Source organism: Petrimonas sp., from assembly GCF_963921705.1.
GTDB classification, from domain to species: Bacteria; Bacteroidota; Bacteroidia; order Bacteroidales; family Dysgonomonadaceae; genus Petrimonas; species Petrimonas sulfuriphila.
In genome coordinates this window covers 1777503-1796978 of the sequence record NZ_OY997410.1, presented here as the reverse complement: position 1 = coordinate 1796978, position 19476 = coordinate 1777503, and the positions used below count along the sequence as shown (strand labels likewise).

17 protein-coding genes are annotated in these 19476 nt (G+C 44.9%); 5 read left to right on the top strand and 12 right to left on the bottom strand.

Translation table 11 applies throughout. From position 1 onward, the window contains the following. Positions 1–86: 86 nt before the first annotated feature. The 6 genes from AACM02_RS07405 to AACM02_RS07380 all read right to left on the bottom strand — a co-directional run bounded on the left by AACM02_RS07405 (position 87) and on the right by AACM02_RS07380 (position 7857). Complete coding sequence (locus AACM02_RS07405; protein ID WP_339116539.1) at positions 87–1211, bottom strand: DUF5009 domain-containing protein; 1125 nt, start codon at positions 1209–1211, stop codon at positions 87–89. A 4-nt stretch (positions 1212–1215) separates the two neighbouring features. Next, positions 1216–2646: a tetratricopeptide repeat protein gene (locus tag AACM02_RS07400; RefSeq protein ID WP_339116538.1), complete on the bottom strand. Its 1431-nt coding sequence runs from the start codon at positions 2644–2646 to the stop codon at positions 1216–1218. Between the two features lies 1 nt (position 2647). Then, complete coding sequence (locus AACM02_RS07395; protein WP_339116537.1) at positions 2648–4345, bottom strand: glutamine--tRNA ligase/YqeY domain fusion protein; 1698 nt, start codon at positions 4343–4345, stop codon at positions 2648–2650. Positions 4346–4376: 31 nt separating this feature from the next. After that, positions 4377–5393 carry a tRNA (adenosine(37)-N6)-threonylcarbamoyltransferase complex transferase subunit TsaD gene (gene tsaD / locus AACM02_RS07390; protein WP_339116536.1) on the bottom strand — a complete coding sequence of 339 codons (1017 nt, stop codon included), beginning with the start codon at positions 5391–5393 and terminating at the stop codon, positions 4377–4379. A gap of 429 nt (positions 5394–5822) precedes the next feature. Continuing rightward, complete coding sequence (locus tag AACM02_RS07385) at positions 5823–6263, bottom strand: hypothetical protein (protein WP_332456760.1); 441 nt, start codon at positions 6261–6263, stop codon at positions 5823–5825. A gap of 214 nt (positions 6264–6477) precedes the next feature. Continuing rightward, complete coding sequence (locus tag AACM02_RS07380; protein WP_339116535.1) at positions 6478–7857, bottom strand: hypothetical protein; 1380 nt, start codon at positions 7855–7857, stop codon at positions 6478–6480. A 164-nt stretch (positions 7858–8021) separates the two neighbouring features. Between AACM02_RS07380 and AACM02_RS07375 the strand changes: the two genes are divergently transcribed. Further along, complete coding sequence (locus AACM02_RS07375; RefSeq protein WP_339115938.1) at positions 8022–9464, top strand: transposase; 1443 nt, start codon at positions 8022–8024, stop codon at positions 9462–9464. 59 nt (positions 9465–9523) lie between these two features. Here the strand turns inward: AACM02_RS07375 and AACM02_RS07370 are convergent, their stop codons facing one another. From AACM02_RS07370 to ettA, 5 genes are all read right to left on the bottom strand, one after another. Next, positions 9524–9757 carry a hypothetical protein gene (locus tag AACM02_RS07370; RefSeq protein WP_339116534.1) on the bottom strand — a complete coding sequence of 78 codons (234 nt, stop codon included), beginning with the start codon at positions 9755–9757 and terminating at the stop codon, positions 9524–9526. Positions 9758–10170: 413 nt separating this feature from the next. Beyond that, complete coding sequence (locus tag AACM02_RS07365) at positions 10171–10569, bottom strand: DUF3244 domain-containing protein (RefSeq protein WP_332456763.1); 399 nt, start codon at positions 10567–10569, stop codon at positions 10171–10173. A 176-nt stretch (positions 10570–10745) separates the two neighbouring features. Further along, positions 10746–12428 carry a tetratricopeptide repeat protein gene (locus AACM02_RS07360; protein ID WP_339116533.1) on the bottom strand — a complete coding sequence of 561 codons (1683 nt, stop codon included), beginning with the start codon at positions 12426–12428 and terminating at the stop codon, positions 10746–10748. Positions 12429–12456: 28 nt separating this feature from the next. Beyond that, positions 12457–14052: a DUF5686 family protein gene (locus tag AACM02_RS07355; protein WP_339116532.1), complete on the bottom strand. Its 1596-nt coding sequence runs from the start codon at positions 14050–14052 to the stop codon at positions 12457–12459. A gap of 14 nt (positions 14053–14066) precedes the next feature. Beyond that, positions 14067–15746, bottom strand: a complete 1680-nt coding sequence (gene ettA, locus AACM02_RS07350) for an energy-dependent translational throttle protein EttA (protein WP_339116531.1) — start codon at positions 15744–15746, stop codon at positions 14067–14069. Between the two features lie 237 nt (positions 15747–15983). On the opposite strand from ettA, the gene AACM02_RS07345 reads away from it, so the two are divergent. The 4 genes from AACM02_RS07345 to gap all read left to right on the top strand — a co-directional run bounded on the left by AACM02_RS07345 (position 15984) and on the right by gap (position 18936). Continuing rightward, positions 15984–16880: a LysR substrate-binding domain-containing protein gene (locus tag AACM02_RS07345; RefSeq protein ID WP_332456767.1), complete on the top strand. Its 897-nt coding sequence runs from the start codon at positions 15984–15986 to the stop codon at positions 16878–16880. Positions 16881–16953: 73 nt separating this feature from the next. Beyond that, complete coding sequence (locus tag AACM02_RS07340; RefSeq protein ID WP_339116530.1) at positions 16954–17280, top strand: putative sulfate exporter family transporter; 327 nt, start codon at positions 16954–16956, stop codon at positions 17278–17280. Continuing rightward, positions 17259–17735 carry a putative sulfate exporter family transporter gene (locus AACM02_RS07335; protein WP_339116529.1) on the top strand — a complete coding sequence of 159 codons (477 nt, stop codon included), beginning with the start codon at positions 17259–17261 and terminating at the stop codon, positions 17733–17735. Before AACM02_RS07340 ends, AACM02_RS07335 begins: the two co-directional genes overlap by 22 nt. A gap of 196 nt (positions 17736–17931) precedes the next feature. Further along, complete coding sequence (gene gap / locus AACM02_RS07330) at positions 17932–18936, top strand: type I glyceraldehyde-3-phosphate dehydrogenase (protein WP_214062207.1); 1005 nt, start codon at positions 17932–17934, stop codon at positions 18934–18936. Positions 18937–19065: 129 nt separating this feature from the next. Here the strand turns inward: gap and AACM02_RS07325 are convergent, their stop codons facing one another. Then, positions 19066–19233, bottom strand: coding sequence for a DUF362 domain-containing protein (locus AACM02_RS07325; protein ID WP_214062206.1), 168 nt, complete (start codon positions 19231–19233; stop codon positions 19066–19068). Between the last annotated feature and the right edge of the window lie 243 nt (positions 19234–19476).

Here is a 19476-nt window from a genome sequence, read left to right as displayed (position 1 = left end):
GAAATTTTCAATAAAAAAATAAAAGCCCGGAAATACCTTACGGTGAAGAACGGGTAACTCAGTTGATTTACGCTCAGGGGGTACGCCTAAATTTTTACAAAAACCCTCAACTTATACATCAATTGCAAAATAAAAAATAGGATTAGAAAATTGGCAAAAGTGAGTATGGCAGAATAATAGTCACCCGTATATTTTTCCAATCCCCAAAGCAGGGAATGTGCCGTACTTCTGAAATTGACAACCATCCCAAGCGTGTAAGCAACGATTGAATTCATTCCGTAAATTTTCAGCCAGTTCAATCCATTTGATCGGCCTTTGTAATCGACGATGTAATAGAACAATGCCATCAACAGGAAACATAATCCTCCGGACCAGAGCGTCATGCTGGCTGACCATATCTTTTTGATGATAGGGGTCTGGAAGCTCAACAGCCAGGCTGAAACGAGCAACGCCCCACCAATAATGAACAGCAATTGGCTGTTCTTCCGTTTATCTTTACCGTTTTTCATGATTTGTCCGGCAAAAGCACCCAGCATAGTGGTTACCCCAAACACCATACTGGTCAGCACCCAGGTATAGCGGTAGTTATCCGAAAAACTCCACGAACCGTCTTCGGCATACGTTACGCCGTCGCGAACTCTTCCCAGTACGGCCCTATCGACAGCTTCCGCAAAGTTGCCGTCGGGGGTGAAGTCGCCCAGGAAAGTAAGTAATGCCCAATAACCAGTCAGCAGCAACAAAGTGGCCACCACCTGGCCTTTCCGGGACAGATGGAGCAGTAGCACGGCTGAAATAACATAACCTACGGCAATTGCCTGCAATGTATTGGTATAAATGCGGATCTGCATCGGATCGAGGCTCAACAGATCACCCTGCACCACAGCACCGAGTATGAACAGAATGACAAACCGCTTCGTGATTTTTTTGTAAATGGCCCTCTTGTCAGGATTCGCGCGATATTTCTCAAACGAGAAAGGCATGGCGGCACCCACCATAAAAAGGAAAAGCGGCATCACCAAATCCCAGGCACTAAAGCCCTCCCATTTAACATGTTCAAACTGATGCAACAGAAATGAAAAAACCGGAACGTCTTTCCAGTGCCTGGCAAAAGCTACGAAAACTGGCTGAAAGAAAACCAGCATAAAAAGATCAAAGCCACGCAGGATATCAAGAGACGCGAGGCGATTGGACGGGATGGAATGTGTATTCATTTTTTTAGTATTTTATGTTCTTAAACAGCACCCTGTTTTCGCGCGCTTCATTGAGACGAACCAGCATCTTCTGGCGGTTATAGTTAGAGAAATCGGCATCTTCGTAGCCAGAGATGACGTTCAGTAAGGCACGGAGTTCATCGTCTGAAAATTGTTTCATGATTTCATCGAAAGGTTCTTTGTTTCCGATCTCGAAACGGATGAAGGCCAAGCGCGATTTTGCCGTCGGATAATCGGAGTCGATCTTCAGCAACTGTTCCAGATACTCCGCAGCCTGTTCGTATTTCTCCTGGGCAACACTCACGTTGGCCAGGCGGTCAATGATCTCCTCGTTATCTTCCGACAATAGCGCAGCCTTTATATATGCCGCTTCCGCCCCTCGCAAATCGCCGTCGATAAACATCAACTCTCCTTCGAGCATGTAGTAATCGAGCGATTCCTTTTCATCGGCGGGAATGTTGTTGTATAATTCCCGGGCTGAAGCCATATTGTCTTTCAACAGTTCAACGAATGCCCGGCGCGTAGCGATCCCTTTCGGTCCGAAACGCTTTTCCTTGATATCGATAACGCGCATCATCTGGTCGTACTGTTCCATGGCCTCATACCCCTCGAGTAGCGAATCATAAAGCGACTCGTCATCGGGCGATATGCGGATGCATTCTTCGAAGATACGGATGGCTTCGGGTGCATTATCATTCAGGTAGAGCGACAACGCTTTCATCTTCAAGGCCGAGACATCGTTTTCGTTTATGGTCAGCGCAAAATCGAAGGAATCAATGGCTTTCTCGTACTGTTCATTCATCGAATAGAGCTTGCCGATGTTTACCCAACCTTCAAACGAATAGGGATCCAAGTCTAGCAACCGGTTGTTGTATTCTATGGCTCGCGCGAAATCGCCTTTCATCTCGTTGGCATATGCCAGATCGATAAGCACATCGGGATTGGATTCATCAATCTTCAGGCTCTCCTCGAGGTAGGAAATGGCCCGGTCGAAATGCTCCACATCGTTCATCACATAACCAACCTCGGTAATAAAAACGTACAAATCATCAATGGACAGCTCCCTGTTCATCGTTTCATTGATCACCTCATTGGCTTCATCCGTCTTTTCCAGGTGCAGCAGGCTCTCAATCCGAAGCAGGGGAAGCTCGATATCTCCCTCCCCGGGGATATTGTTCAGGTACGACAACGCCTCGTCATACAACTCGGAGTAGACCAATGTCTTGGCCTTTAAAATCATCAACTCCGGACTGGCTGGATGCATCTTGAGTCCCTCCTCAATAATCTCTTCGGCCAGTTCATTGTCTCCCAGATTGTTGTAATGATCAGCAAGCACAGCAAACTCGTCGGCATCGAAATAAATTTTCCTGCCGAACATACTCATTTGCTCGTATTTTTCCACCAGGGAAGATATGTCGTCCAGTTCCTCGTCCATTTTAACTATTTTGTTTCTTCCACGAATCCTTCAAGGCTACTGTCCGGTTGAAGACAAGTTTTTCGCCCGTAGAATCGGTATCTACGTTAAAATACCCGATACGCTGGAATTGAAAGCTGTCTAGCGGTGCGGCGCCGGCCAGGTATTCTTCCACCTTGCAGTTTTTCTTCACGATAAGCGAATCGGGATTCAGCAGTTCGCGAAAGTCCTTTTCTTTCTCTCCGGCCGGATCCTCCACGATAAACAGCCGGTCGTAAAGCCGTACTTCAGCGTCGATGGCATGCGGTGCCGACACCCAGTGGATGGTTCCTTTCACTTTGCGGTTAGCCTCAGGCATCCCGCTCCGGGTCTGCGGATCATACTCGGCATATACTTCCGTAACGTTTCCGTTTTCGTCTTTTTTGCATCCGGTACATTTCACGATGTAGGCATTTTTCAGGCGTACTTCGTTTCCCGGCGTAAGACGGAAGTATTTACGGGGTGCGTCTTCCATAAAATCGTCGCGTTCGATCCAGAGTTCGCGCGAGAATTTAACCCGGCGGCTTCCCATCGATTCGTCCTCGGGGTTGTTGATCGCCTCCATCTCTTCCGTTTGTCCTTCGGGATAATTCGTGAGGATAAGCTTTACGGGGTCGATAACGCCCGACACGCGGACGGCTTTTTTGTTAAGGTCCTCGCGCACGGCAAACTCAAGGAGCGACACGTCGATCATCCCGTCGTATTTGGTATAGCCGATACTATCGACAAAGTTGCGTATAGATTGTGGTGTGTAGCCGCGGCGGCGCAGTCCGCAAAGCGTGGGCATGCGCGGGTCGTCCCATCCCGAAACCAGCTTCTCCTGTACGAGCTGAAGCAGCTTGCGCTTGCTCATCATGGTGTAGGTCATGTTCAGGCGGTTGAACTCGTACTGGTGCGGACGGTAATCATCGGTGGCCAGCTGGTCGATAAACCAATCGTAAAGCGGGCGGTGTACCACAAATTCCAGGGTGCAGATGGAATGGGTCACGCCTTCGAAATAGTCGGATTGCCCGTGCGCAAAATCATACATGGGGTAGGCTTTCCAGGCAGTCCCCGTACGGTGGTGCGGGATATGGAGGACCCGGTATAGGATGGGGTCACGGAAGTGCATGTTTGACGACGCCATATCTATTTTGGCACGTAGCACCATTTTTCCTTCTGGAACGTCACCGCTATTCATCTTTTGAAACAGGTCGAGCGATTCCTGGACGGGACGTTCGCGGTAAGGGCTGGGCGTCCCGGGAACGGTTGGCGTCCCTTTTTGGCGCGCAATCTCTTCGGCCGATTGCTCATCGATATAGGCTTTTCCTTCCCGGATAAGCTGGACGGCGAAATCCCATAACTGCTGGAAGTAATCGGAGGCGTAAAACACGTTCTTCCACTGAAATCCGAGCCACTGAATATCTTCCATAATGGAATCCACGTATTCAACGTCTTCCTTGACCGGATTGGTATCATCGAACCGAAGGTTGCAAATGCCACCGTATCTTTCGGCAATACCGAAGTCGATACACACGGCTTTGGCGTGCCCGATATGCAGGTACCCGTTGGGTTCCGGCGGAAAGCGGGTTTGCACACGGCCGTCGTTTTTACCTTCTTTTAAATCGTTTTCAACAATCTGTTCAATGAAGTTGAGACTTTTCTTATTTTCTTCCACAGCAGGAATCTCTTTTTGTGACATAATATATGGTTGGTTAATTTTTAAAATACTGTTATATGGATACCCTGGCGTACGGCGCCACGTCTTTTCCGCAAAACTCACCGTCGAGATACTTGTAGTACCCTGAGATAGCTACCATAGCCGCATTATCGGTAGTATAAGCAAATTTCGGGATATGTATTTTCCATCCATAACGGCGACTATAATCTTCAAAAGCAGCGCGCAAGCCTGAATTGGCAGACACACCGCCCGCCACGGCCACTTCCTTTATTTTTAACTCTTTTGACGCGCGGTACAACTTATCCATCAATATATCGACGATCGTTTTTTGCAGGGACGCACAGAGATCTTCCTTGTTTTTCCCGATAAAGCCGGGATCGGTTTTCAGTTCGTCGCGCAGGAAATAGAGAAACGATGTTTTCAGGCCGCTGAAGCTATAATCGTATCCCGCGATATGGGGCTTGCTGAAAGTAAACCGGCCGGGATCGCCCTGTTTGGCTAATTTATCCACGACAGGCCCTCCGGGATAACCCAGGCCCATCACCTTGGCGCATTTGTCGAAGGCTTCACCGGCGGCATCGTCGATGGTTTGCCCGATAATCTCCATCTGCCGGTGCGATTTCACGAGAATAATCTGTGAGTTACCGCCCGAAACCAGCAAGCACAAAAACGGGAACTCCGGTCGGTTCGTATCGTCCGGGGTTTCTTTGATGAAATGGGCTTGCACGTGTGCTTGCAAATGGTTCACCTCCACCATCGGGATATTAAGAGCAGAGGAGAGCCCTTTCGCAAAGGAGGTTCCTACCAACAACGAACCCAACAATCCCGGCCCGCGCGTGAAAGCCACCGCCGAAATTTCCTGTTTTGTGACGCCCGCTTGTTTCAGGGCATCGTGTACCACGGGAATGATGTTCTGCTGATGTGCGCGGGATGCCAGCTCGGGCACCACGCCGCCATACCGCTCGTGTACTGCCTGCGAGGCGATCACGTTCGACAAAATGACACCGTCGCGGATAACCGCTGCCGAGGTGTCGTCGCAGGAAGATTCTATACCTAATATCGTAATCATTCTATCCGGTTGTAATTCACTTAGGGACGTAAAACAAATAACTTATAACAACAAACTTGTTCTTTTTGCATTTTACAATGACAACTTATTTATTTCACATCCCTTACTCCGTTTGTGTAATCCGTTGCGGCTAAGAATTGAATACCGCCAAACGAATTATAATCGGGTTACGGTGTAACCGATAACAAAGTGCAAAGATAATGGAAAAAAGCTAATGAAAGAGATTGAGTATTTATGAAAGGCTTTTTAAATTTTTATTAAATATTCTATCTGATTCTATGATTTTCCAACCTATTCCAACCATGTTCAGTCTTGGATTAGGACCGTAGGATCTTCAATATCCATATAGCGCCCTATTATTCGATAACTGGAATAGTCGCGGGGGATTAAAATCGTCCTACTATCAGATCAAGTTCAAACTTTTATAAATTATCGGAAAATAGCTTTTAAAGAGACTCCTTTTTCATATTTATCAAAATAAGTCAATGTATAAATTTTTGTATTGTTACTTTCGACTAAAATCATGAAGTCTTTTTTTATTTCGTCATCATTTAATTCAAATGTTGCCATTCCATTACTATCAACTATCAAACTTTTATTGGGAGTGATAAATCCTTTTCCATTAGAAAAAACACCATCACCGTTATAATCCCAATAAATAAAGTTTTCAGATTTTTTCTCAAAAAATATATAAACACCTGAATATGTGTCTGGAAACTCCTTTTCATTTAAAACATAATGAACAGACACTTTTATTTTAGGTATTTCCTCCTCTGTGTTAATTAAATGATCTCTTTCATTTTTATCACATCCACTAACTGCAATAATAACAAATAAAAGAGTAAAAACTATTTGGGGCAATGTTTTCATATTCTTATATTTTCAGTTTTAAACAATATTGAAATCGAAATAAAAAATAATTATTAAAATATTTTAATTACACAGCTCGTTGAAATTCTATTTATAATGCTCTAAATCTGCAGGCTAGAAAAGTTAAATATTGTTTTATTCATCAAATAATCAGCTAATTTTAAGATTGTCATTAAAAAAAAACTGCAGCACTAATAATCTTATACAAAGATAATTAATATAATTGTAAAGTTGCAACTTCAATTTTATAAGAATCTCCTGAAATATATGATGGATTAAATGCTGGCTGATAATTTGGATAATGTGTGGGGGGACGTTGTGTTTCACCTGTTGGAGTAATTAAATTATTATCAACTAATTGTTCAGAAATTATAACATCATGTCCAAAAGCTATGTAGACATCACCTAAGGGATCGGCATTTTTAGTGGTCACGACTGAATAAAAGACTTCTTTTGATTCAGTGGAAGTAGCTCCAAATTTCGCTCCTACTTTCTCTTTTTCTCCAATAGAAGCATTGAATTCAAAATTAGTTGCAAAGGTTGAAGTTGTTTTTTCTGAATTTGTAATAGTTTCAGGATCGTCCTGTTCCTCGATAGTTATCTTAACTGTTTCACTAAACTTCTCCAAATCCCAGCTAAACAAGTACATGGGTTGTGGTAAAAAAAACTTTTTTGTTTTACTAACTCCTCTTACAAATGCAGTACCAGAGCCTCTAGGAGGATAATATATATCTAAATCAAATAACTGTTCACCCTTCGCCTTAAATTTTTTTCTAATACCATCCCCAACTGCTGTTTTCGATGCAAGTTTTACATTTACCCAAAATTCAAACTCTCCATCTGTCCAGATTGGAGTACTTCCTCTAGGACCTGTAACAAAGGATGAATTATAACGTGGGTCACCTGTTTGATCAGATATCCCATTATATGCGCCATTAGGATCGCCTAATAGCTGAAAAGAATAAATATGTTCGCCAAAGTTTTCATTAAAAGATCCTCTACCAGTAACAGAATTTATATCATAGTAAATATAGTCTCTTTGCCAAATGTTGACTTGATCCTTGAATCTTTTGGCATCAAACATTTTATTCATATTTGAAGGGATGTCTGTATTCGCTCCTAGTCTTGTCAATATTTGTTTTGGTTTTATATTGTCATAAATTTCATCGTCAAATACAAATTCTAGCCCGTTGTTGGCCCTTATCACTGTAACATTATCTTGAATAGAGGATCTAAGTTTTGAAGACTTTAGAACAATTCTTTCAGATTTTTTTAAAACAACTATTGGAAATAGAGGGATTTCATTATGGGCAAAGGTCTTTTTATCACCAAATGAATCAATATAATGAACATTATTCTCTTTGTCAATGAAAGCAACTTTGGGTATATCCAAATCAGTATCCCATTTTACAGCAGAAAATGCATCATCGATCAATTCAGGAACAAAGATAGTTAAAGTAGGAATTTCTTGAATTAATTGAGATAGTTTTTCTCTTGGCAAATATTTTGAAAGATTACTTTCTAATGTACTATTATCCTTTAATTTAACATCTTTCACTAATATATACAAAACATCATAATCATCATCAATCATCTTCAAAGCTTCATCTTTAACTAATTCTCGAATTTCTTTACTGATGTTTCGCAGTTAAAAATGAAGTTGATAATCAGAGGATAAGAGATAAAAAAAGCAGCATATTTTAGCTAATATATCATTGAAAATGATTATCTTAGCGATGGAAACCAAACCATTAAAATATGCTGCAGGACAAAGATATTAAAAAGATTCAAGAGTTGAAAGCGGACTTTACCCCCGGCAGGGTTTCCGCTGAAGATATTTTTAGCCGCTTCAAGGCGTTGAAGCTAAGCGAAGGTCTTTCTGAGTTCAAATGGTTCAAGACCCGGGGATATGATTTTAAAATGGTCCTGGCCCTGCTGGTCTCCATGGTGGTCAGTTCAGACAAGACGGTCAACTCCTATCTGAACAGCCCCACAGGTGAAGGTTCCACCATGGGCAAGGATGTGTTCTATCGCTTGAAGAACAGTTCCATCATATGCTGGCGGATGCTTATGTGGCATCTTGTGCATCGTTTTCTGACGGTGACGTCCAAAGATAGTGATGTAGATGATACCTCATCCCGTTACCTGATCTTCGATGACACCACCCTGTCTAAAACCGGGAAGCGTATAGAGAAGATCGGGAAGGTATGGGATCATGTAACCAACAGCTACGTGCTTGGATTCAAGCTGTTGGTGATGATGTACTGGGACGGTAAGTCCTCCATACCACTGGATTTCAGTCTTCACCGGGAAAAAGGGAAAAAGCAGGAACGCCCGTTTGGGATGACCAAAAAGCAGATCCGCAAGCAATACAGTTGCAAGCGTATCAAGGACTCGTACACCGCTAAACGTGTGGAAGAACTGGACACGAACAAGATTCAGATGGTCCTGCGGATGTTTTTCACGGCCATCTATCGCGGGCTTCGTGTTGATTACGTCCTGGTGGACAGCTGGTTTACTTGCGATGCGTTGATACAGGCTATCCGGAGTGTGAAGGACAAGGAAGTTCACCTGATCGGGATGTACAAGTTTGCAAAGACTAAGTTTGAGTATCAGGGTAAGAGCCTGACTCACGCCCAGATCAATAACATGCTGGGCAAACCCAGGCGCTGCCGTTCCCTGGGTTACCAGTACAAACAGGCCAGGGTGCTGTACCAAGGTGTTGAGATCTGCCTTTTCTTTAGTCGTCGGGGCAAAAATGACAAATGGAAGGTTTTGTTGACGACGGACACGAAACTGACGTTCAAGGGATTGATCGGGCATTACCAGGTAAGATGGGTTGTGGAGGTGTTCAATCGAGAATCGAAGCAATTGTTGAACCTGGGAAGATGTCAATCCAGTAACTTTGACGCCCAGGTAGCAGAAACGACCATCAGCATGATAGCCTATCTGTTATTGACACTGCGTTTCCGGTACGATAACTACGAGTCGAAAGGGGCACTTTATCGGTCAATGAACGCCGATGTGCTCAGGGAAACACTCGACAGACGGCTATGGGGGCTGTTCATCGAGTTAGTCTGCTCAGTATGCGAGGTATTGGAGATGGATGCCGATGATTTACTTGAAAAAATGTTGGCCAATCCAAAAGCAGAATCCATGATCATTGCACTGTGTTGTTCGGTGATGGTTAAGGACGATTGAGAAATTGTAAAATATAAAATGTTATAGTACAGAGATATAGATAATAATGCATTTCCCTTCTATTTCTTTGTCAATGGTTTGAGGGAAGTGCGAAACATGAGTTCTTTATTTTCACTAAAGACTTTAGCTAAGGCAGCTGCAAAATTTTCAATCAATAATTGAGGATTATAGGTTTCAATTTCTTGAATTTCTTCTTTAGTCAATGATATATGATCATCCCTATTACAAGAAATAACAAAAAGCATTGATATGGCAACAATGCAAATAGTTTGAAAAAAAGTTTTTGTTTTCATAAAAAAACATTATTAAATATTTGTATAATAGTGTAAATTATAGTGAATAATTAAACTTCTCCACCTAACTTATCTAAACATATCCATTTGAATATGTGCCCACCATCTGAAAACTTATTTTTTGATCCAGTTCACTTGCTTTTTTCCTTACGATTTATCCCTCAAAGAACGACCGTGTAAATCTTCCTTTTGATTGCTGAACCAACCTACTCGTTACATTAGGTATCTTTCGGGGGACTTCCGGTAAAATCCATTATTTCCGCCCCGTGGGTGCTTGAAATTACCGTGTGTTTCATTATTTTACAGCGTCTTTCTTTGTTTATTTAATGACACTTCCGGCTAACTTGCTTACATGTCGGGGTGTTTCGCTTTCCCGACGAGGGAAGGCTTTTGGATGTCCGGCATATTCCGGATCAAATTTCAAAATCGCCCCACAAGGCACCGCTCCCGTTGCTGAAGGTGATGGTGTATATGCCCGACAACAGCCCTGAAAGCGGGACAAACACCTGTTGCTGCACAGAGGTATTTACCGTCGCATCATATACCGTATCGCCCATGCCATTAGTGAGCGTAATCAGCAGATTACCCGCGTCCTTGTGGAACAGGACCATCACTACATTGCCCCGCACCTCGGCCGAAACAACATCCCCGCCGGAACGAAGGCCAGGCCCCGGATCCAATTCCCCTTTCAAGTCGATCGGTTCCGTTTCGAAAACCTCTTTGCTGTCAGGATAAGCAGCTATCTTGCTGTTTACCGTAACCGGAAAGAACAACCATCCGGCACACACTGCACACAATACAATTTTTTTCATTGTCCCTTATCTGCATTAAGAAATATTTGTTTTTTTAAATTTAGAGAATCTATTTTTCATGTGCAACAGAATACAAACAGGTACAAAAAATTAACTACACCATCCAGTTAATCTACTGATAAACAGGATACATCAAATCAAGGATACTAAGCAATACAGAATTTTAACAAATAAGGTTAAAGGCTAAGCGCTCTCCGCAGCACCGAGTAGAAATCGGAGCCTATCTTTTTATTGAGCCTGGTCCGGGCCTTGTAAACGGTATGTTCGCTCTGATTGAGGACAAAAGCGACTTCCTGTACGCTCAGGCTGGCATACGACAACAGACACACATTATATTCGGTTTCAGAAAGTGTAGGATATTGCTGCCTTATAAAAAGTCTTAGTGAGGGATTAAGGTGTTCCACGGTTTGTCGTATATCCATCCAAGGCGTCTTTGTGTTTTGATCGAATAGAATCTTATCCAGGCTATCAAATAAAGGTTGATAAGTTTTTTGTTCCCTTTCGCTCATCATGTATCTCAGGTGCATTGTATTCTTCAACACATCCAGTTTCCACTGCAATGTTTCTTTCAATACCTTTTCTTTCAAGCGGCTTTCTTCCTCTACGGACAACAGATCTATCGTGGTTGCATGCAACGTATTAACATTCTCTTGCATTCTCAGCTTGGCCGCTCTTTCCTTCAGCATCCGCCAGAAGAGAAATAAAAGGGAGACTACCACAACCAGCAATACCCCCATCAATCCCATCAGCCATTGCTGAAAACGGATAAACCGCTGATTATAGAAGTTCTGCTTTTGCCCGTAGTTGTATTTTTGTTCTATTTCGTAAACCGACTGATCTTTCCGATCGTCCATGATCCGGTTAAGGCTATGTATCCGTTTGTTCTGATAGGCGAAAGCTTCATTGTCACGCCCCCTTGCTTTTTCCCAGTCAGCCAAAAATTTGTAAGCGCTCGCCTTGAGGTAATTGTCATCGGATGACTCAACACTGTTCTTTAATTTTCCGGCATAGAAAGCGGCCGAATCCAACTGTTCCGTTTGCGCAAATAATTTTGCGAGATTCAAATAGTACCGGGCTTGATCCTCTTTGTCCCGGTTATATCGGTAGGATTGACGGAAATACCTTTCTGCCTCAGCATATTGTCCGATTTGCTGATACGCCACGCCGGTATTTTGTGCCAATAAACTTTGCAATACCTTATCGTTAGTGGGTTTTGCAGCCTCCAGGCCCTTTTGAAAATAAAAAAATGCGCTGTCAGGATTTTTATCCAGCAGGAACATCCTCCCCACGGCACTTAAACTATAAGCCTCTTTTTCGGGATGTTCACCGTAAAATCGCGCTGCCGCTTTATAGTTTTCCTGTGCTTTGGAAAATAAATCCTGCACCGCAAATAAATCTCCCAGATTATATTGTATCAACCCTTGCAAAGCAGTATCGGCTGTTCCCGTGGCATATGTTTCCGCCTTTTTATAATGCAGCATAGCCTTTTCGTAATCTCCCCGCTCACGATATACGCAGCCGCTATAGAACCAGGCCAGGGCGGCCATGCGGGGTTCTTTATCAAGTCGGTCGGAATAATGGTCACGCGCCCGGAAAACCAACGTATCATCAGCAACAGGGCGGTTTGTTTTGTAACGTGCCTGCACGTGCAACACCAAATAACGCATATAATCCTCGTGGCGGAGGCTTTTTTCAGGATAGAAAAGGGAATCGATCAGCAGCATGGCGCTGTCGGGGTTATTTTCCATAAAGCGCTGGGCATCTGCCAGCAACTGCGGCGCTTCGGGCTGGGGTTTACAGCCTCCCAGGAAAAAAACGCCGATTGTGATTACTACGATATGTATGATAATACGTACCATATGCAATCTCAAAGATATAAAAAAATTCTTACAATGTCACGTCAACCCGCACCCTGCCCAGTAAAGCGCCGGGATGATCACGATACGTGAACCGATGAACGTATTCCACACGCAAAAGTCCCAGGAGATTCGTGATTCCAACGATTCCCTCCACATAGGGGGCTGAGCCGTACCGGTAGGATACCGGCGGAAAATCGTAGATGAGAGAAGAGGGGGAAAGCAACGGGTCGTTTTTGCTGCTCAGCCTACCGTAAGAGGCGCGCAACGAGATCAACTCTTTTGCTCCCAGATCGTCCAGCAGTGGGATCTTTGCCAACAGGAAATCATCGCCTACAAAAGTCGTCCGAATCGTATACTGCTCATCGGCAACAAACTCCAGGGCCCGGTTCAGGAAGAACGCGTTGTTCTCGATATGATGTTTATATCGTTGGTTGGGATAGACTAGTAGCGGAAAGGGCACTGCGTCCCACACTTTTGAAAATTCCCCCACGGCATCCAGTCGTCCGGCGTAACCCAAGTAGAAACGTTTTTGTGCCGAGAACTCCGTTCTGTGGTATGCAGCACCACCTTCGGGTAAATGTACGAAGCCGATGGAGTGTGAAAGAAAAAAGACGGGACTTGTCACATCGACAGGTTTTCGTTTGCGTTTTTGCTGTAAATAGGCCTCTTCGAAAGAGTAGCGCAGCAGCACCCCACCCTCGGAAGTGTCCAGCCCATCGTATGCGGTAAGCCCGGCGTCGGAACTCCTCCGGAACTCCAGTTCTCCCTGCGGGATCAACCTCGATTTTCGCCACCAGAAGGTGTGCGCAAGACCGTTTTTGTACTCCCTCTCGTAGTTTATCTCGGCAAAGTTGCGGTACGTCGCTTCATTAACCGACCTCCGGTAGGTAATCAGCAACAGGTCGTTTAGAGAACGCGGGTGCATCTCGCCGGGGGAGAACAGATCGTTTTCATACACCAGGCGCATATTATTTTTGGGGAATTCGTCCTCATGATAGGCTTTTTTATCGAACGACCAGACGGCTTCTCCGCGGTACTTGAACTGCTGGTCTTTAAAACCATAAGCCAAGTATCCCTTCATAAAAAAATGGGGACTCAGGCGCGAATTGGATGCTGCTCCCGCCCGCAGGCGGACGCCTTCGACGGGATTGTAAGTGGGAAGAGTCTGGATCCTGCCAAAATCGAACGTGTTGGTCTCCGGGTTTCCCAGCGGGATCCAGTCGTCCATCACAAACCGGGCCGCCTTGCTCAGCAACGATACGACCTTTCCGGGTTTCACGGCAGCGTCGCCCGGCGGCGATAACAGTGCCGTCTCACGGTCCTGGGGCACCAGCGCGATGCGAAGCGGAGCATACCCATAGTCCTCCGGCAAGAGGTAAGTCAGGCTATACCCTTCTCCCACACTCACCAGGCGGTTATTCTTCAATGAATCGGGTACCTGAAGTGAGAATTCACCCACATTACTGGCCACTACTCCGATCTTGGTATGCTCCACAAAGATCGCGGCGTAGGGGACCGGCGTGTTGTACTGCGCATCGATAACTACCCCACTGACCTCTTTGTATTGAGCAAGTACTGGCAGGCTTAATACCGGCAAGAAAAACAGAATCAGAAACTTCCTCATTCTTAATTTTCTGTTTACAGCTTCCGGTAGCGTACCCTTTTCGGCTCTACGTTGCCTAGGCGCATTTTCTTGTTCTCCTCATACTCGCTATAGGAACCCTCGAAATAAAATACTTCTGAATTTCCTTCAAACGCAAGGATATGGGTACAGATACGGTCCAGGAACCACCGGTCGTGCGAGATCACCACGGCACATCCGGCAAAGTTTTCCAACCCTTCTTCCAGTGCACGGAGGGTATTCACGTCGATATCGTTGGTCGGCTCGTCGAGCAACAGTACGTTTGCCCCAGCTTTGAGTGTCAATGCCAGGTGTAGACGGTTTCGTTCACCGCCGGAAAGAACACCGCACAGTTTTTCCTGGTCCGCTCCCGAGAAATTGAATCGCGACAGGTATGCCCGGGAGTTCACCTCTTTGCCCCCCACGCGTACAAACTCCAATCCACCGGACACCACCTGATAGACGGTTTTACCGGGATCGATGGCTTCGTGAGCCTGATCCACATAAGCCGTAACAACGGTCTCTCCCACCTCGAACGAGCCATTGTCCGGGGTCTCCATTCCCTGTATCAATCGGAAAAGGGTGGTTTTTCCAGCACCGTTGGGGCCGATAACGCCAACGATCCCGTTGGGTGGAAGCATGAAGTTAAGGTTGTCGAACAGCAGCTTGTCACCAAAGGCTTTCTTCACGTTTCTAGCTTCAATCACCTTGTTTCCTAACCGGGGGCCATTGGGAATAAAAATCTCCAGTTTCTCCTCACGCTCTTTCTGATCCTGGTTCAGGAGTTGCTCGTACGAGTTCAGACGTGCTTTTCCTTTGGCCTGGCGCGCCTTGGGCGCCAGGTTGATCCATTCCAGCTCCCGTTCCAGCGTTTTGCGACGCTTGCTCACCTGCTTCTCTTCCTGTTCCATCCGTTTGGTTTTCTGCTCCAGCCACGAGGTGTAGTTCCCTTTCCAGGGGATTCCCTCACCGCGGTCGAGTTCGAGAATCCAGCCCGCCACATGGTCGAGGAAGTAACGGTCGTGCGTGATACAGATCACCGTTCCCTTGTACTGCTGCAAATGCTGCTCCAGCCAGTCGATCGACTCGGCATCGAGGTGGTTGGTCGGCTCGTCGAGAAGCAACACGTCGGGTTCCTGCAGTAGCAGGCGGCACAGTGCCACCCGGCGGCGTTCACCTCCTGAAAGTTCACGGACCGGCTGTTCTTCAGGCGGACAGCGAAGGGCATCCATCGCACGCTCCAGGCGATTATCGATGTTCCACGCGTCGACGGCATCCAGCTTGTCCTGCAATTCTGCCTGGCGGTCGAACAGCTTGTTCATCTTTTCCTCATCCTCGTAATATTCGGGCAATCCGAACTTCAGGTTGATCTCTTCATATTCCGCCTGCAGGTCCATCACCGGCTGCACTCCTTCACGAACGATTTCGATCACCGATTTGTCTTCATCCAGTTTCGGGTCCTGCTCCAGGTATCCCACCGAGAAACTTTTATCGGAGACTACTTCGCCTTGGTACTCCTTTTCAATCCCAGCAATAATCTTCAGCAGGGTAGATTTACCGGAACCGTTCAGCCCGATGATGCCAATCTTGGCACCGTAGAAGAAGGAGAGGTAGATATCCTTCAACACCTGTTTGTGGGGAGGGAACGTTTTACTTACCCCCACCATGGAAAAAATAATCTTTTTATCGTCAGCCATATCTGTTTTTAGTCAGTTTATTCAATATTTTATCAATGTCCCGTCCCTCTAAGTCGATATGAATCAACATTTTTCAACCCGACCTTTAGTAACGGAGCACAAAGATAGTAAAAATGACGGAAAAAGGGCAAAACCAGAAGACAAGCATGAATGAAGAGGCTGTTTCCGTATGTTCGTTTAAAATTGTAATTTTACACGGTTTAAAATTCTGATTGCAGGAAGCGTTGGAATAACCGAATGGAACGAATGGATTACAGGGACACCGTTTTTATTTCAGTGGTAGAAAACCTCAGTTTCTCGAAAGCAGCCGATGAACTGAACATCAGTCAGCCTGCGGTAACAAGGCACATCAAAGAGTTGGAAGAGAGGTATCACACCAACCTTTTCGAACGTAAAGGCAACAAGATTTACCTGACGCGGGCAGGAGAGAAAGTATACCACACGTTTAAGCTGATCGACCGGCAGTACCGTGAGCTCGATTTTGAGGTAGGGGAACTGCAAAACACCGTTGCCGGCGAGTTCAGAATAGGTGCGAGCTCGACCATCGCACAATATGTGATACCCAAAGTGATCGCATCGTTTCATAAGCGGTATCCAACGATTAAAATCCATTTAATGAACGGAAATTCGTTTGAAATGGAGAAACAGTTGATGGAGAACAGCGTGGACATAGCGCTTGTAGAAAACACCTCATCCCAATCGGATATCCGGTATAAGAAGTTTCTCGACGATGAACTGATCGTGGTCACCGGCTCCGGAAGTGTTTATGCTAAACGGGAAACCATCACCCAAGACGAGCTGTCGCGACTCCCGATGGTGTTAAGGGAACAGGGTTCCGGCACACTGGAAGTCATAAAAGAGGCCTTTTCCCGGCACGGGATAGATAGTGAACACTTCCATACACCCATCCACCTGGGCAGCACGGAATCCATAAAAAATTTCCTGCTCGATTTCGATGGCGTGGCTATTGTATCGGAAAAAGCGGTCTCCGGCGAACTGCAACTGAAAACCCTTGTAAAATTAAAGGTTTCCGGATTTTCCATTCCTCGCCAATTCCGCATAGCCTACAAGCTGGGACATAAAAGCCGCCAGGTTGAACTGTTTGAAAATTTCCTCCTTAATTATAACATATAGTTATACATTATAAGAATAAAGCATTTGCTTATATTATACAACGATACTACTTTTGTCGCCTTAAAGTATCGGAATGAATAATAAAAGTTGGCTTTATTGGGTGGTTATCTGTTTTTGTTTTCTACCTTTTGTTTCACCGGCGGTTGCACTCTGCATAGGCATTGTTTTTTCTTTTTTGGGAATCAGGCACGATTCCATTCACCGGTACACCTCAAGGGTTCTACAGGTATCGATTGTTCTCCTGGGCTTCGGGATGGGACTGGAAGAAGTGATCACTGCGTCAAAAAGTGGCTTCGTACAGACGCTCATCTCTGTATCCCTGGTGATGACCGGCGGGATTTTTCTTGGCAAGCTCTTGAGGGTAGAAAAAAACACGACGTGCTGCTCTTCCCTTTTATAGTTCACCGGCTCGGGTTGAGCCAGGAAGTTTTTGGCAACTGGGCAGCCATCGCCATACACGATACCAGCTCGGTAGTGGGAGCAGGAGCCATCTACGGAGAGAAGGCACTGCAGGTGGCCACTACGGTGAAGCTGATACGTGCCTTATGGATTATCCCGCTCTCCATCGTGCTGGCTTTTTTCAGCAAAAACGGCGACAAGCGTTCAATCAAATTCCCCTGGTTTATCCTGCTCTTTGTGGCAGCCATATTGTTTGCCAATATTTTTCCTGCTTTTGAGTCCAGTTATGCCCATTTCAGCTGGCTGGGAAGAAGGGCAATGGTTGTCGCACTGTTTCTCATCGGATCCAATATTACCCTCCATCAGATCAAACAGTCGGGAACCCGGTGTTTTCTGTTGGGCGTTACATTATGGGTGGTAACGGCAGCCTTCTCACTTTTCCTGTTAACGCGGTAATCAGGCCTCTTGACTACAAGCAACGGCTGCTCTGCCAGAGGTAACTCATCAGTTTATTTCGACGGTCTCAAAATCAAAAAATTACAGTTTTTTGATGCAAATAATTTCGTTAAAATAAAAACATTTCGTATTTTTGCAACTTGATTAGAAAGATAGTATTTAGGAACATTCTTAACAAATAAAAATTCAAAAAATTATGATTAAAGTAGGTATCAACGGATTCGGACGTATCGGACGTTTGGTTTTCCGGGCAGCTCAAACAAGAGATGACATTCAGGTGGTAGGAATCAACGATTTGCTTGATGTAAATTACATCGCATATATGTTGAAATACGATACTATTCACGGCCAGTTCACCGGAACGATTGATGTGAAAGACGGCCATTTGGTGGTAAACGGAAAAACCATCCGCGTAACAGCTGAAAAAAACCCGGCTGATTTGAAATGGGGAGAAGTTGGTGCGGATTACGTTGTTGAATCTACCGGTTTATTCCTTTCTAAAGACAAAGCTCAGGGCCATATTGATGCAGGTGCAAAATATGTGGTTATGTCGGCTCCTTCTAAAGACGACACACGCATGTATGTATGTGGCGTTAACGAAAACACCTACACCAAAGGTGAGCAGTTTGTGTCAAACGCTTCATGTACGACCAACTGTCTGGCTCCTATCACTAAAGTACTGAACGACAAATTCGGCGTTCTCGAAGGTTTGATGACTACCGTTCACTCTACAACAGCCACTCAAAAGACTGTTGACGGCCCATCCGCTAAAGACTGGAGAGGCGGCCGCGCAGCATCGGGCAATATCATCCCATCTTCCACAGGAGCAGCCAAAGCAGTAGGAAAAGTTATTCCCGAACTGAACGGAAAACTGACCGGTATGAGCATGCGCGTTCCTACCCTGAACGTTTCTGTAGTTGACCTGACTGTACGTCTGGCAAAAGAAACATCTTACGCAGAAATCTGCGCTGCTATGAAAGAAGCTTCAGAAGGTGAATTAAAAGGCATCCTCGGTTACACTAGTGACGACGTGGTTTCTTCCGATTTTATCGGTGATGCACGCACGTCAATCTTTGACGAAAAAGCAGGTATCCAACTAAGCCCGACTTTCGTTAAAGTGATCAGCTGGTATGACAACGAGTGGGGTTACTCAAACAAAGTACTCGACCTGGTTGCCCATATGGCAAAAGTAAACGGATAATCGTTTATTAACACATACGCAAAAAGCGCTACCCGCAAAGGTGGTGCTTTTTTTGTTGCCGTTTCACAAAAAAAAGAAAGGCCGGCCGGAGTATTCCGATCAGCCTTTTTACCTCTTTTCCGGTATATGTTAAGCCGGATGAATTGCTTCTGTAGGGCAAACTTCTGCACAAGTACCGCAATCGGTACAAACATCGGGATCAATCACGTAGATATCACCTTCAGAGATTGCCTCAACCGGGCATTCATCTATACAGGTTCCACAAGCAATACAATCTTCATTAATTACGTAAGCCATAATAAATAATTTGTTAGTTAATGTTGTGTGATTATTTTATTTCCATAAAATTCTGCACAAAGATACATAGTTTTTTAAAAACAAGAAACTTTGTTTTGCACTTAGTTTGGGACAAATATTTGTTCTTTTTATGGTTCAAATCAAAAAAACAAGCTATCTAGCTGATTATCTATATCTTTATCGTTACTAACGAGGTGCTATTTTTACGATTTCTAAATAAGATACAATCCCGGGGAGATTTTT